This window comes from Micromonospora sp. NPDC048907, assembly GCF_055586885.1.
The window spans coordinates 83403-96555 of sequence record NZ_JBVJHI010000013.1 but is presented as its reverse complement, the minus strand read 5'-3'; the positions used below and the strand labels follow the sequence as shown (position 1 = coordinate 96555).

The window sequence follows — 13153 nt, the reverse complement described above, 5'->3', positions numbered from 1 at the left end:
CGACCGCCTGCTGCAGGTGATCCGCGAGGAACTGGTCAACGTCAAGGCCGAGTTCGGCGACGAGCGTCGCACCGAAATCCGCCACAGCGAAGAAGACCTGGACATCCTCGACCTGATCGCGCCGGAAGACGTGGTGGTCACCGTGTCGCACGCCGGTTACGTGAAGCGCCAGCCGGTGAGCGTGTACCGCGCGCAGCGCCGTGGTGGCCGGGGCGGCCGTGCGGCGGCGCCCCGGGGCGCGGCGGGCGGCGCCCGGCGGGGGCGGGGCGGGGGGGGCGCGGCGCCCCCCCCCCCGGCTCTTCTCCGGCTGGGGCGTGCGCACCCTGGCCACCGACTGCGCCCGCTACAACCCGCTCGGCTACCACGTGGGCACCGTGTGGCCGTTCGACAACTCGATCATCGCCTGGGGCCTCTGGCGCTACGGCTACCGCCGCGAGGCCGCCACCATCTGCCAGGCCATGTTCGACGCCGCCGACTACTTCCAGGGCCGATTGCCCGAGGCCTTCGCCGGCTACCCCCGGGCCCGCACCACCTACCCCGTGGAGTACCCGACCGCGTGCAGCCCGCAGGCCTGGTCGGCCGGAACCCCGCTGCTCCTGCTGCGGGTGATGCTCGGCCTGCAACCCCACGACGAGCACCTCATCATCGACCCGGAACTCCCACCGAGGCTGGGCCGGCTGGAACTGCTCGACATCCCCGGCCGGTGGGGCCGGATCGACGCCCTGGGCCGCAGCCGCACGGCGGCCGACGGGGCCCCGCCGGTTTCGGGCCGCCGGCCGGCCACCGGGACCTGGTGAGCCCGGCGCTCCACGGTCAGGAGCGGTCGGAGAGAACCGCGCCCACCGCCCGCCGCCACCGGTCGCGGTAGGTTGCTCAGTCATGGCCACGACCGCCGACGTCCGCCACGATCTCGCCAGCCTCGCCGACCCGCGGCGGGTGGAGGCACTGAGCCGGCTCCTCCAGATGACCCCGGGCGGGTACGGCGAGGGCGATCGGGCCATCGGCGTGCCGGTGCCGGAGCAGCGCAGGGTGGCCGCCCGCTACTGGCGCGATCTCTCCCTGGGCGAGACGGCGGAGCTGCTGGCCGGTGGCGTGCACGAGGAGAGGCTGACGTCGCTGTTCATCCTCGTGCGCAAGTTCGCCAGGGGGGACGAGGAGGAACGGGGCCGGATCTTCCGCCTCGTCCTGGCCAACACGGCCCGCATCAACAACTGGGATCTCGTGGACTCGTGCGCGCCGTACATCGTCGGCCCCTGGTTGGTCGACAGGGACCGCGGCGTCCTGGACCGGTTGGCCGGGTCGAGCGTGGTGTGGGACCGGCGCATCGCCGTGATGGCGACCTTCGCCTTCATCAGGGCGGGCGACTTCCACTGGACCTTCCGCCTCAGTGATCGGCTCCTGCGCGACCCGCATGATCTGGTTCAGAAGGCGGTGGGCTGGATGCTGCGCGAGGTGGGCAACCGGGACCGGGCGGCGGAGGAGGAGTTCCTGGCCGGACGGTACCGGGCCATGCCCCGGGTCATGCTGCGGTACGCGATCGAGAAGTTCGAACCGCAGCGACGTCGGGAGTACCTGTCCGGCACGGCCTGATCGCGCCCACCTGCCGATACTCCCTGTGCCGGGCGGAGTGGACCACCGTGGTCACTCGACCGGGTTCCGCGATGAAATCTCACAACTCGCCCCAAACCGCCCGTAATACCGTCGGTGGGCACGCTAGCCGGAGGCAGAAGTCCTTCTGGCCGGACTGGCGGTCATCGATCGGGAGGAGACGGACATGCACGATCTTTCTCGTCGCAAGCTGCTCAAGGCGACGGCGGCCGTTGGCGCCGGGGCGGTCGCCCTTCCGGGCCTCCTGTCCGGAGGCACCCCGGGCTTCGCGGCCGACGACCTGGGATGGTCCACCAGCGAGAAGTGCCCGCCCGCGACACTGACCGGCCGCATCGTCCGCCCCCAGGACCCCGGGTACGCGAACGCGAGCCTCGGCTGGGACGAGCTCTTCGTCCGCTATCCGCTGGTCATCGTCTTCGCCCAGGACACCCAGGACGTCGTCAACGCCCTCACGTGGGCGCGGCAGCACAACGTGGCGCTGCGGGTGCGCAGCGGCCGGCACAGCCTCGAAGGCTGGTCCAACGTGGACAACGGCATCGTGATCGACGTCAGCGAGTTGAAGTCGGTGCGGATCGACACCACCACGCGCGTCGCGACGGTCGGCGCCGGGCTCAACCAGTTGGAGGCGGTGACCGCGCTCGGCGAGCACGACCTCGCGGTGACCACCGGCACCGAGGGAAGCGTGGGGCTGTCCGGCGCCACCCTGGGCGGCGGCCTCGGCTTCCTGACCCGCTACCTCGGCATGGCCTGTGACAACCTCATCGGCGCGGAGATCGTGGTCCCGTGGGGCGTCGACGGCGCGAAGGCGATCCAGGTGGACCTGAGGAACCACTCGGATCTGCTCTGGGCGCTCCGTGGAGCGGGGAACGGCAACTTCGGGATCGTCACCTCGCTCACCTACCGGGCGGCTCCGCTGCGGAGCGTCGCCTACCTCCAGGCGACCTGGTCGGGCCTCGACGACCTGCACGGGGTCTTCGACACCTGGCAGCGCCTCGCGCCGTTCGCCGACAACCGCCTCGGCACCCAGGTCGAGATCCACAAGTCCCAGATCCTGCTGTTCGGTGTTCTCGCGGACGGCTCGGAGGCGGAGGCGAGGGCACTGCTGGAACCGATCCTCTCGATCGGCGCGCCGAAGGTCACGGTGCAGACCGGCGGCTGGGGCGACATCTATGCCGGATTCCAGATCCCGACGGAGGACGAGCCCGCGAACTGGAAGTTCTTCTCGCAGTTCACCAGGAAGCCGTTCCCGACGGAGGCGATCAACCTGATCCGGACCTTCATGCAGAAAGCGCCCACCGACGACAGCAACTTCTTCACCCAGGCCTTTGGCACGGGGGCGCAGGCGCGGGAACCGCTCGGCGGTTCCGCGTTCCCGCACCGTGACGCGCTCTTCTACTCCGAGCCCGGCACCGGATGGGGCACCCGTGGCGTGCCGGACAGCGGCGACGCCCTCACCCCGGTCGCCCAGGCGTGGATCGCCGAGTTCAGCCAGGCACTGCGGCCCTATGTCAACGGCGCTTACGTCAACGTGCCGAACATCGGAATGGCGGACTGGGAGACCGCCTACTGGGGGTCCAACTTCGACCGGCTGCGGAAGATCAAAGCAAAGTACGACCCCCACAACGTCTTCCAGTACGAGCAGAGCATCCCGCCCGCGGCATGCTGACCTACGAGGCCTTCCGTCCCCAGGTCGGCGTCCAGACCTCGGTGTCGGGTGTCGCCGCCCGCCTGGCGCCCAGGTGATCGCGCAGTGTGGTGAGCGCGGGATGCCGGTTGTCGGCGCGCCAGATCAGTGACATCGGGTATACCGGTGCGGGGCCCCGCACCGGTATGCGCCGCAGGTCGTAGCTGTCCGGCCACAGGTATCGCGTGCGCTCCCCGGCCAGCGTCGCCAGTTCCGGGGAGTCGGCGATCTCGGCCAGCAGCGCCTCGTTCCCGAAGACCGGCCCGGCCCGGTCGATGGTGAGGCCGAACGCGGCGGCGAGCTCGTCGTAATAGTCGGACCATTCGGTGCCGGCGGCCATTCCCGGCATCCAGATGCGGTGTTCGGCGAGCTGTGCGGGCGTGACGGCGCGGGCGTCGGCGAGCGGGTGGCGTGGCCCGACGAGAAGCTCGTGGTGCTCGTCGATCATGCGGGCGGCCCGGATCGCGCCGGGCAGGTTGCGGGCGGGGACGGTGACGGCGTGGAAGGTGGCGTCGACCGTCCCCGCCTCGACCGCGGCGATCGCGGCGTGGACGTCGGCGTCGAGGGTCACGACATCCAGCTCGATCCGCGGATGCGTGCGATGGAAGTCCTGGAGCAGCACCGCCGGCGCGGTCCGCCGGCTGTGGACGTCGACGCGGAGGGCGCGCCGACCGGGACGCACCGACGCGTCGGCCCGGTCCGCCACCCGGAGGAGTTCCCGGGCGTGCGGCAGGAACGCCTGGCCGTCGACCGTCAGCCGCACCCCCCGGGGCGTACGGGTGAACAGGCGCACGGACAGGTCCCGCTCCAACGCGGCGACCCGCTTGGAGACGGCCTGCTGCGTGATCGACAGCGCGGTGGCCGCCACCTGGAACTGGCCGGCGTCGGCGGCGGCGACGAAGGTGCGCACGGCGTCGAGATCCACCCGCCGACCCTAGACGCACCACCAACCGTTGTGGCTCGCCGCCGGCTCGGTTGTTTGATCCCGCCTCCCCGGCCCTGCTGTGATCACGGCCGTCGACGGTCCGGGACGGGAGGTGCGCGGGCTGGTGGTCAGACAATCCCTCGGCCGGCAGTTCGGGTGGCTCTGGGCGGCCTACGCCGTGAGCGCCTACGGCTCGGCGCTGAGCTTCGGCGCGATGCCGCTGATCGCCCTGCTGGTGCTGCACGCCAGCCCCGCTCAGGTGTCCGCGCTGTCCGGGGTGGGGCCGGCCGTCGGCGCCCTGATCGCCGTGCCGCTCGGACCCTGGGTGGAGTTCCGCCGCAAGCGACCCGTGATGATCGGGATGGACCTGGCCCGGTTCGCGGCCCTCATGACGATCCCGGTCGCCTACGCCGCCGGCCGGCTCGGTTTCGTCCAGTTGCTGATCGTCTCGGCCGTGGTCGCCGCCGCCAAAATCACCTTCCAGGCGGCCGGCGGCGCCTGCCTCAAGGCCCTCGTCCGGCCCGACGACCTGCTCGTGGCCAACGCGAGGTTCGAGTCGACCACGTGGAGCGCCATCGCCGTCGGGCCGCCGCTGGGCGGTGCGGCCGTCGGCCTCATCGGGCCGGTGACCACCGTGCTGGCCGACGCGCTCAGCTACCTGTTGTCCGCCCTGGGCGTCACAGCGATCCGCGGTCGCGAGGAGGACCCGCGGCGAGCCGACCGGCAGCCGGTCCGGGCCGGCGAGCTGCTCGACGGCTGGCGCCACCTCCTGACCCACCCCGGCCTGCGCGCGCTCTACCTCAACCAGCTGCTCGTCGGCGGACTGATCATGGCCACCGAGCCGCTGCTGGCCGTGCTCCTGCTCGGCCAGCTCGGGTTCCCGCCCTGGCAGTACGGCCTCGCCTTCGCCGCCCCCTGCGTCGGCGGTCTCATCGGCTCACGGCTCGCTCGCCGGGTCGTGGCGCGGTACGGCCAGCACCGGGTGATCCGGACGGTCGGCACGCTGCGCGCCGTCTGGCTGATCGGCCTCGCGTTCGTCCAGCCCGGCATCGCCGGCCTCGCGACGGTGATCGCCGTCGAGCTGGCGATCATCCTCAGCATGAGCCTGTACAACCCGGTGCTCGCCACCTACCGGCTCGAACACACACCCGGCGACCGCATCGCCCGCACCCTGTCGGCCTGGTCGATCAGCAGCAGCGCCGCCATCGCCGTCCTCAGCGCGCTCGGCGGGCTGCTCGCCGACGCCACCAGCCCCCGCACGGCGATCGCGATCGCGGGGCTGCTGATCCTCGCCAGCCCGCTGCTGCTGCCCCGCCGCCAGGACCCCCCGGTCGCACCCGCCCGTGAACCCGCGACGGCCCACGCCGGAGCGCCGGGGGCCCCTTCGCGCGAGGCCGATTTCCCCGGTGCCCTCAGGCCAGGAGCGTCTCCCGCATCGTCGCCCCCGGGTTGATCCGGCCGACGACCCGGGGACCGTTCGGGTCGTACACGTCCAGGGTGTTGTTGCGGCGCATCAGCTCACGAACGGCGGGTGGCAGCCGGGGCGGGTCGTCCATGGCCGCGAGGACCTGGCCGGCGGTCGAGATGAGCCGAGCGGCCAGGGCCGCGGAGTCGGCGTCGATCCGCACCCGGCCGTACTCCCACCCGGCGGTGGTGAGGTCGAGCAGCTCGAACACGCGGGTCACCACCGGGGTCGGGTCGGTCACCCGGTCGAGCCGGGTCGCCCCGCCGCCGACCACCGCGACGGCGGCGGCCACCTGCGCGTACGGGTGGAAGCCGCACGGGAGGTCGAACAGCGGCCACCGCAACGCCCGGCCGGCCTCCTTCCACAGCGGCCGGTAGTTCCGGCGGTGCACCAGGAGCCGCCGGCCCGTCCGCCGGTGGACGTCGTGCGCCTGGGCCCGCAGGTCGTCGTGGGCCTGGTCGGCGACCTCGCGCACGACCTGGGCCGCCACCACGAGGCCGTCGTCACCGTTCAGCATCCGGGTGACGGCGTCGACCTGGTCGGCGAACCGGATCCGCGCGTGTGCGCCGTACCGGTGCCGGACCTCGGCCAGCAATGTCTGCTGCCGCTCCGGATCGAGCTGGACCCGCCCGCCACCCAGCAACCGCCGGAGCCACCGCATGTCGCCTCGTTTCAGCAGAGCCGTCCCGGACCGCGGCAATGCTATGCGTCGGACCGGCCTCGTATGGTGATGGGGTGGCAGACAGATCCCTGACCTTGATGGCGGTGCACGCGCACCCCGACGACGAGGCGACGAGCACCGGCGGCATCCTCGCCCGCTACGCGGCCGAGGGGGTCACGACGGTTCTCGTGACCTGCACCGACGGGGGGTGCGGCGACGGCCCCGGTGGCAGCAAGCCGGGCGACCCGGGGCACGACCCGGAGGCCGTGGCGGCGATGCGCCGGGCCGAGCTGGAGGCGAGCTGCGAGGCGTTGAAGGTCACCCACCTGGAGACGCTCGGCTACGCCGACTCCGGGATGATGGGCTGGGCGACCAACGACCTGCCCGGCGCGTTCTGGAACACGCCGGTGCCGGAGGCGGCCGACCGGCTGGCCGAGTTGATCCGGCGCTACCGGCCCGACGTCGTGGTCACCTACGACGAGAACGGCTTCTACGGCCACCCGGACCACATCCAGGCGCACCGCATCACCATGGCCGCCGTCGAGCGGACGGGCATCCCCGCGAAGGTCTACTGGACCACCGTGCCGCGCAGCGCCTTCCAGGAGTTTGGCCGCGTGATGAAGGAGATCGGCGTCGAGTTCCCCGAGCCGGACGGGGCGGAGGAGATGCCGCAGCTCGGCCTGCCCGACGACGAGATCACCACGTGGGTGGACACGAGCGCCTACGGCGCGCAGAAGTTCGCGTCGTTGGCCGCGCACGCCAGCCAGGCCGAGAACATCTTCTTCCTGCAACTGGGGCAGGACCGGTTCACCGAGCTGATGGGCGTGGAGACGTTCGTCCGGGTGCACGACACCACCGGCGCGCCGGCACGCGAGGACGACCTGTTCGCCGGGCTGCGCTGAGCACACTGGCGGGCCTGGCCGCTCGCGTGCGGTGGCTCTCGCGCTGTCACAGTTCGCCGCGGGCCAGCCGGATCAGCCGGTCGAGGACCTGGCCGCCGCTGACCCGCAGACCGTCGTGCTCGTACTCGTTGGTGACCCAGGTGCGCAGGCCGCGCACCGCGTGGGCGGTGGCGAGCGAGTCGTCGGCGTCGACGTACATGTCGTCGTGGTAGACGGCCGCGGCCACCGGGACCTCGTTGCGCGCCAGTTGCCCGGGGTCGTAGAGGTCGGGCCAGTCCTCCCGCTGGGCGAGCAGGTCCGCCACCTCGTGCAGCGGGGCCAGCGCCGGGTCGGTGGCGAACATCCAGGGGTAGATCATCTCGCCGGTGAGCAGCACCGGGACGCCGTCGGCCAGGGCCTGGTCGGCGACGAACCGCGGGAACTCCGCGCGTACCGACTGGGCCGCCCATCCGGTGCCGCGCGGGGACACCGAGCGCTGTCCGTAGATCGACTCGTGCAGGACGGCGTAGAGCGGCCGGCCGGCGAACGACAGGTGCCCCTCGACCTGGGCGAGGAACGGGTCGGGAAGCCGGCGACCGCGTGGAACGCCGTCCTCGAGCAGGTAGTGCAGCGTGTGTGAGCCGCTGGCGGTGCCCAGCATGATGCCGAGCGCCTGGAACGCCTCGGCGGTCAGCAGCCCGCCACCGGGCAGCCGTACCTCCTGCTCCCGCAGGTGCCGCACGAGAGCGCGGACGGTTTCGACATCCTCCGGGTAGCGGGCGTAGTGCGCCTCGACCTTCCGCTGCACCCGGGGGTAGGCGGCCCGGTAGACGGCCTCGGGCCCGCTGCGCAGGCCCGGGAGACCCCCGGTCACGAAGGCCTCGCGGACGCCCTCCGGCGCGTACGACAGGTAGGTGAGGGTGCAGAAGCCGCCGTAGCTCTGGCCCAGCAGGCTCCACCGCCCGGCCTCGCCGAGGAGTTCCCGGCGGATCAGTTCGCAGTCCCGGACGATCGAGTCGGCCCGGAAATGCGCCAGGTACCGGGCCTGGGCGGCCGCGTCACCCCGCAGCGGCAGCGTGTGCCGGTCGGCGGGCGTGGAGCGGCCGGTGCCGCGCTGGTCCAGCAGCAGCACCCGGTAGTCGTCCAACGCCCGGTCCAGCCAGCTGTCGCGGCCCACCGGGCGCGGTGACCGGCCACCCGGCCCGCCCTGCAGGAACAGCAGCCAGGGCAGTGACTCCCGCTCCCGGCCGGCGGCGACGACCTCGCGGGCGTACACCTCGATCCGCTCGCCGGCCGGATGGGCGTGGTCGAGCGGTACCCGGAAGGTGTGATCGGTGATGACGGTGCCCGGCTGGCGGTAGGTCGGCACGCGATGTCCCCTCCCCACGCCGGGCGGCGCACTCGTCGACCCTAGCGGGACGTGGCATCGACACCGTCAGAGTGGGCATAGCGGGAGGAAGCCGGGACGCCGTTCGCGACGGTGTCTTCCGGTCAGACCCCGGGCGGTAAGAAAATTCCGCCCGGGGTCGACGGGGCGTCAGGAAGGGCCCCCGCACCGCCACGAGGGGTGGGAAGGGGGCCCTGCCTTCTCGGCTGTGCCGGCACGACCTAGCGGTGCCGCATCTCCCCGGCGGCCTGCCGCGTCTCCTCCTGCATCTGGTGTGCGGCCGACCGGCCCTGGTCACGGACGGCCGACGCACCCTGCGCGGCGGTGGACCGCACCGACTGGGCCGCCTGCTGCGCGGGCTCCCGCAGGTCGTCGCGGAGCTGGTTACCAACCTGGCTCGCCTGCTCGCGCAGCCCGGCGGAGTGCTCCCCGACCATGTCCCGGGCCTGCCCGGCCCACTGCCGCTCGGGGCGGCTGGGCGGGATCAGGGAGGAGACCAGCAGCCCGGCGCCGAAGGCGATCAGGCCGGCCGCGAGCGGGTTGCCCTGCGTCTGTGACCGGGACTGCTGCCCGAGCGACCGCGCCTCGTCCCGGACCGAACCGGCAGCGCTCTGCGCATGCGCGCGGGACTGCTGCCCGAACGACCGGGCCCCACCCCGCACCGAACCGGCGCCCTGCGACATCCGCTGGCCGGCGCCGTGCCCGTCCATCTGCCCGCCCATCACCTTCTCCTTGACTCGGGTCAGCGCGCCGCGAGCCTGCCCGACACGCTCGCCGGCGATCCGACGCGGGTTCATCTTGTCGGTCAGCGCATCCACGTCGCTGCTCAACTCGTTCCGGGTGCTTTCGATCTCTGATCGGATCCGATCCGGATCGGTGGACATGATCCGCTCCCCTCCTGGCTCGGTCACCGGCCCCGCATGGCCTGCGGCATCTCCCGCGCGGTCTGTTTCGTCCGTGGCAGGACCGCACGGAGCTGCCGCACCTTGGTCCGGGCGTTGGCGAGCAGGATGGCAGCGACGACCGCCCAGATGACCGCCACGATCAGTGCGGCCCATCCCTCGTCCATCACGTTCGACAGGCCCCACCACACCGCGTACGACACGAACAGCACGGCGAGGAAACCGGCCAGCGCCGCACCGCCGAACATGCCGCCGGCCTTTCCGGCCTGGCTCGCCTCCTCGCGCAGCTCGGCCTTGGCCAGCTCGACCTCCTTGCGAACCAGCGTGGAAAGATCCCGGGTCACGTCGCCCAGCAGCTCACCGACCGAGGCCTGCGTCCGCTCCTTCTCCGGGGCGCTCACGGCGCCACCCCGCCCGGGATGTCCGGCTCCGGCCGACCGGCCGGCGACACGTTCTGCACCCGGGCCACCCCGGTGTAGGGCTGCTCCCCGGTGTACGGCGCCTCGACCGCGCGCTCGGACGACGGTGCCGCCGGCGCCACCGGCTGCGCGGGCTGGGCCGGCGCGGCGCCGGAGCCCGACCCGTCGGAGGCGGTCAGGTTCCGGGTGAGCCGGCCGACGAGCAGGCCCGCCACCACGGCACCGGCGAGGAAGGTCCCGGGATGCTGCCGGGCGTACCCTCGCACCTCGTCCAGAACGTCGCCCGGCTCCCGCTGGTCGAGCCACCCGGCGGCGCGCTGCGCCGCGTCGGCCGCCCGGCGGACCGCCTCGCCGGCCATCCCCGACTCCCCGCTCTGGTCGGCCATCGAGCCGAGCTCACGGCCGAGGTCGCGCAGCCCTTCGGCGGCCCTGTGCTGCTGGGTCCGAGCCTGCTCCCGCAGTTGCGTGGTGGCCTGGCCGGTGAGGTTCCGTGCCTGTTGCATCGCCTCCGCGGCCACCTGCCCGCCCTGCTCGGTCGCGGCGTGCGCGACCTGTCCGCCCGTCTGCATGGCGTGTTGCCCGACGCGGGACGCCTCCTGCCGCGCCTGCTCCCCCGTGCCGCCCGGGGGCCGGCTCTGGTTGGTTGCCGTCATGGCCCTACTTCCTCCCTCGCGACGGGCCGGCGAAGCTTCTGCTCCGCCCGCCCGGTCACAGCAGATCGGCCGCCGTTGCGGGAGCGCCATCCGGATGAACCGGGAACCAGCTGTCCTTCGTCGAGATGCGCCTTGCCGTGCGGCCGTGGATTACTGCACGCTCCGGCCTCTCCCGTTTCCGGCAGGTGAGTGCCCACCGGACCTGCCGTTATGCCCGCCCGCCCGGACCCGGATCCGGAGACGGCGAACGGCCGGGACGACTTCGGTCAGGCCCGCTGGGACGCCTCGAACGCGTCGACGCGGGACCGGACGGATGTGCACCGGTGGCGGCGCGGGTCACCGGACCACCTGGTAGTGGAGGTGGGTCACGCCCGGGGCCGGGACGGCCTCGACGAGGCGGAGCCGCACGTGCTCGGGGAGCGACTGGAAGTAGGGCAGGCCGCCGCCGAGCAGGATCGGCACCTGGTGCAGGATCACCTCGTCGACCAGTCCCGCGGCGAGGGCCGCCGTCGCGACGCCGCCGCCCATGAGGGCGACGTCCTTGTCGCCGGCGGCGTCCCGCGCGACCGCGACCGCGTCCTCGATCCCGGTGGTGACCAGCGTCTGACGGTCGTCGCTCATGCCCGGAACCGGCCGGTGGCTGAGCACGATCAGCGGCGCCGTCGGGTGCGGCGTCCCGCCGTGGACCCACCCGGAGTAGTCGTACGTGTTGCGGCCGGCCAGGCTCGCGCCGACGCGCCCGGCCACGGCGTCGAGCACCCGGGCGCTGGGCTCGGTCAGGTGGAACCCGTCGAACACCTGGCTGGGGGTGTCACCGTCGAAGAACCAGTCGAACAACGCCGTCCCGTCGCCCAGCCCGCGCCCGACGCCGGGGTCGCGACCGGTGATGTATCCGTCGACCGAGACCGACAGCGCGATGAACACCTTGCTCATGCCGTACCCCTCCTCAGTTCCTTCAAGAGACTCCATGACCGTAACAGCTCAAGTTCCTTAAGGGAACTCAGCTTGCTACACTGGCGTCATGCAGCGCACGAACTTCGGCGAGATGGCGTGCTCGATCGCCCGCACGCTCGACGTGATCGGCGAGCCCTGGTCACCGCTGGTCCTGCGTGACGTGTACGCCGGGTTCACCCGGTTCGAGCAGATCCAGGCGGACCTCGGCATCTCGCGCAAGGTCCTGACCGAGCGGCTGAACCACCTCGTCGACCAGGGGGTGCTCGAGCGACGGCCCTACGACCAGCGACCCCGGTTCGAGTACGTCCTGACCGAGAAGGGCACCGAACTGGTCGACCTCCTGCTGGTCATGGTCCGGTGGGGCGACAAGTGGCTCGCCGGGCCGGCCGGGGCGCCGGTGCTGTACCGCCACCACGCGTGTGGCGAGGTCAGCAGCGTCGACCTGCGCTGTGCACACTGCGGCGAGCCGATGCACGCCGGTGACGTCGACCTGCTTCCCGGCCCCGGTGCGGCGGTCTGACACCGCCCTGACCGCCGCCCCGCGTCACGGACCGGCGTACCGCGAGCCGCTCAACGCCCCGGCACGCGGTCACCGGCGGCGCCTAACCCGCGCCGGTGCGGCGCGTCGTGCTGAACCGGCGCTGGTAGGCGGCGGGGCTGATCGACAGTTTCCGGGCGAAGACCCGCCGCATGCTCTCGTAGCTGGGAAACCCGGCGAGGGTCGCGGCCTGCGTCGCGGTGTGCCCCTGGTCGAGCAGTGCCCTGGCCATGTCGAATCGGATGTTCTCCACGTAGCGCGCCGGCGTCGTGGACAGCTCGTCGTGGAAGAGCCGGGTGAGGTGCCGGGTGCTCACGTTGAGGTGTTTCGCGAGTTCACCGAGCGAGTGGTCCCCGCGCGGGTTCGCCGTCACCAGGTCGGTGATCGTGCGGAGAGCCGGCGACCTGGGCGCGGGCCCCTGCAGCGGGGCGGAGAACTGGGACTGGCCGCCCGCGCGCTGCATGTACACCACCAGGGCGCGTGCAACGTCGCGGGCCACGTCGGGTCCGTGATCCTCCTCGACGAGAGCGAGCGCCAGATCGATCCCGGCCGTGACCCCGGCCGAGGTGTACGTCGTGCCGTCGCGCACGTAGATAGCGTCGGGCTCGACGCGGGACGTCGGGTGCCGGGCGGCGAGCTCGTGCGCGACCTTCCAGTGCGTGGTCGCCCGCTTGCCGTCGAGGAGGCCGGCGGCGGCGAGGACGAACGCCCCGGTGCAGATCGACGCGACCCGACCGGCTTCGGCCGCCGGCATCCGTACGGCGTCCGCCAGGTCGGCCGGGACACGGGTGCGGGGAAAACGGTCGGACCCGGCCACCAGCAACGTGTCGAAGGCCGGCTCCGACGAGATCGCGCCGTCGACCGCGATCCGGACTCCGAGGTTCGTCGTGACGTCCGCTCCGGTCGGCGACAGAAGCACGATGCGGTAGTCGGCGCCGAACCGGTTCGCCTCCTTGAACACCTCCCCAGGCCCGGCGACGTCCAGCAACGTCACGCCGTCGTAGACGAGGATCGCGACGCGGTGGGAGCCGGCAGTCACCACCGCGGTCCCTCCGGAGCCGGAGCCCCGTCGGGGC

Annotated in this window: 13 protein-coding genes and 2 pseudogenes; 7 read left to right on the top strand and 8 right to left on the bottom strand. The window is 72.6% G+C overall.

Annotated features, from left to right (window positions below):
* Positions 1-16: 16 nt before the first annotated feature.
* The 4 genes and pseudogenes from ACZ6PY_RS30095 to ACZ6PY_RS30080 form a co-directional block, all read left to right on the top strand.
* Positions 17-202 (top strand): annotated as a pseudogene (locus ACZ6PY_RS30095) (hypothetical protein); the annotation flags it as partial.
* An 88-nt stretch (positions 203-290) separates the two neighbouring features.
* Positions 291-797 (top strand): annotated as a pseudogene (locus ACZ6PY_RS30090) (MGH1-like glycoside hydrolase domain-containing protein); the annotation flags it as partial.
* Positions 798-879: 82 nt separating this feature from the next.
* Positions 880-1590, top strand: a complete 711-nt coding sequence (locus ACZ6PY_RS30085) for a DNA alkylation repair protein (protein WP_466078570.1) — start codon at positions 880-882, stop codon at positions 1588-1590.
* 184 nt (positions 1591-1774) lie between these two features.
* Positions 1775-3274 (top strand): FAD-binding oxidoreductase, encoded by a 1500-nt coding sequence (locus tag ACZ6PY_RS30080; RefSeq protein ID WP_466078567.1) that lies wholly within the window; start codon positions 1775-1777, stop codon positions 3272-3274.
* Position 3275: 1 nt separating this feature from the next.
* Here ACZ6PY_RS30080 and ACZ6PY_RS30075 read toward each other — a convergent pair whose 3' ends face one another.
* Positions 3276-4217 (bottom strand): LysR family transcriptional regulator, encoded by a 942-nt coding sequence (locus tag ACZ6PY_RS30075; RefSeq protein ID WP_466078564.1) that lies wholly within the window; start codon positions 4215-4217, stop codon positions 3276-3278.
* A 124-nt stretch (positions 4218-4341) separates the two neighbouring features.
* On the opposite strand from ACZ6PY_RS30075, the gene ACZ6PY_RS30070 reads away from it, so the two are divergent.
* Positions 4342-5670 carry an MFS transporter gene (locus ACZ6PY_RS30070; protein WP_466078561.1) on the top strand — a complete coding sequence of 443 codons (1329 nt, stop codon included), beginning with the start codon at positions 4342-4344 and terminating at the stop codon, positions 5668-5670.
* Here ACZ6PY_RS30070 and ACZ6PY_RS30065 read toward each other — a convergent pair.
* The gene (locus ACZ6PY_RS30065; RefSeq protein ID WP_466078558.1) at positions 5630-6343 is read right to left on the bottom strand and encodes a hypothetical protein; all 714 of its coding nucleotides are present in this window, start codon (positions 6341-6343) and stop codon (positions 5630-5632) included. The two genes, ACZ6PY_RS30070 and ACZ6PY_RS30065, sit on opposite strands and share 41 nt — an antisense overlap.
* Positions 6344-6417: 74 nt before the next feature.
* Here ACZ6PY_RS30065 and ACZ6PY_RS30060 point away from each other — a divergent pair, with 74 nt between their 5' ends.
* The gene (locus ACZ6PY_RS30060) at positions 6418-7245 is read left to right on the top strand and encodes a PIG-L family deacetylase (RefSeq protein WP_466078555.1); all 828 of its coding nucleotides are present in this window, start codon (positions 6418-6420) and stop codon (positions 7243-7245) included.
* A gap of 46 nt (positions 7246-7291) precedes the next feature.
* Here the strand turns inward: ACZ6PY_RS30060 and ACZ6PY_RS30055 are convergent, their stop codons facing one another.
* From ACZ6PY_RS30055 to ACZ6PY_RS30035, 5 genes are all read right to left on the bottom strand, one after another.
* Complete coding sequence (locus tag ACZ6PY_RS30055) at positions 7292-8593, bottom strand: alpha/beta fold hydrolase (RefSeq protein ID WP_466078552.1); 1302 nt, start codon at positions 8591-8593, stop codon at positions 7292-7294.
* Between the two features lie 239 nt (positions 8594-8832).
* Positions 8833-9495: a DUF3618 domain-containing protein gene (locus tag ACZ6PY_RS30050; RefSeq protein ID WP_466078549.1), complete on the bottom strand. Its 663-nt coding sequence runs from the start codon at positions 9493-9495 to the stop codon at positions 8833-8835.
* A gap of 23 nt (positions 9496-9518) precedes the next feature.
* Positions 9519-9914, bottom strand: a complete 396-nt coding sequence (locus tag ACZ6PY_RS30045) for a phage holin family protein (RefSeq protein WP_466078546.1) — start codon at positions 9912-9914, stop codon at positions 9519-9521.
* Complete coding sequence (locus ACZ6PY_RS30040; protein WP_466078543.1) at positions 9911-10585, bottom strand: hypothetical protein; 675 nt, start codon at positions 10583-10585, stop codon at positions 9911-9913. The genes ACZ6PY_RS30045 and ACZ6PY_RS30040 overlap by 4 nt, the downstream gene beginning before the upstream one ends.
* A 336-nt stretch (positions 10586-10921) precedes the next feature.
* Complete coding sequence (locus ACZ6PY_RS30035; protein WP_466078540.1) at positions 10922-11518, bottom strand: dihydrofolate reductase family protein; 597 nt, start codon at positions 11516-11518, stop codon at positions 10922-10924.
* An 88-nt stretch (positions 11519-11606) separates the two neighbouring features.
* Here ACZ6PY_RS30035 and ACZ6PY_RS30030 point away from each other — a divergent pair, with 88 nt between their 5' ends.
* Positions 11607-12059, top strand: coding sequence for a winged helix-turn-helix transcriptional regulator (locus ACZ6PY_RS30030; protein WP_466078537.1), 453 nt, complete (start codon positions 11607-11609; stop codon positions 12057-12059).
* Between the two features lie 82 nt (positions 12060-12141).
* On the opposite strand, the gene ACZ6PY_RS30025 is transcribed toward ACZ6PY_RS30030, so the two are convergent.
* Complete coding sequence (locus ACZ6PY_RS30025; RefSeq protein WP_466078534.1) at positions 12142-13116, bottom strand: GlxA family transcriptional regulator; 975 nt, start codon at positions 13114-13116, stop codon at positions 12142-12144.
* Between the last annotated feature and the right edge of the window lie 37 nt (positions 13117-13153).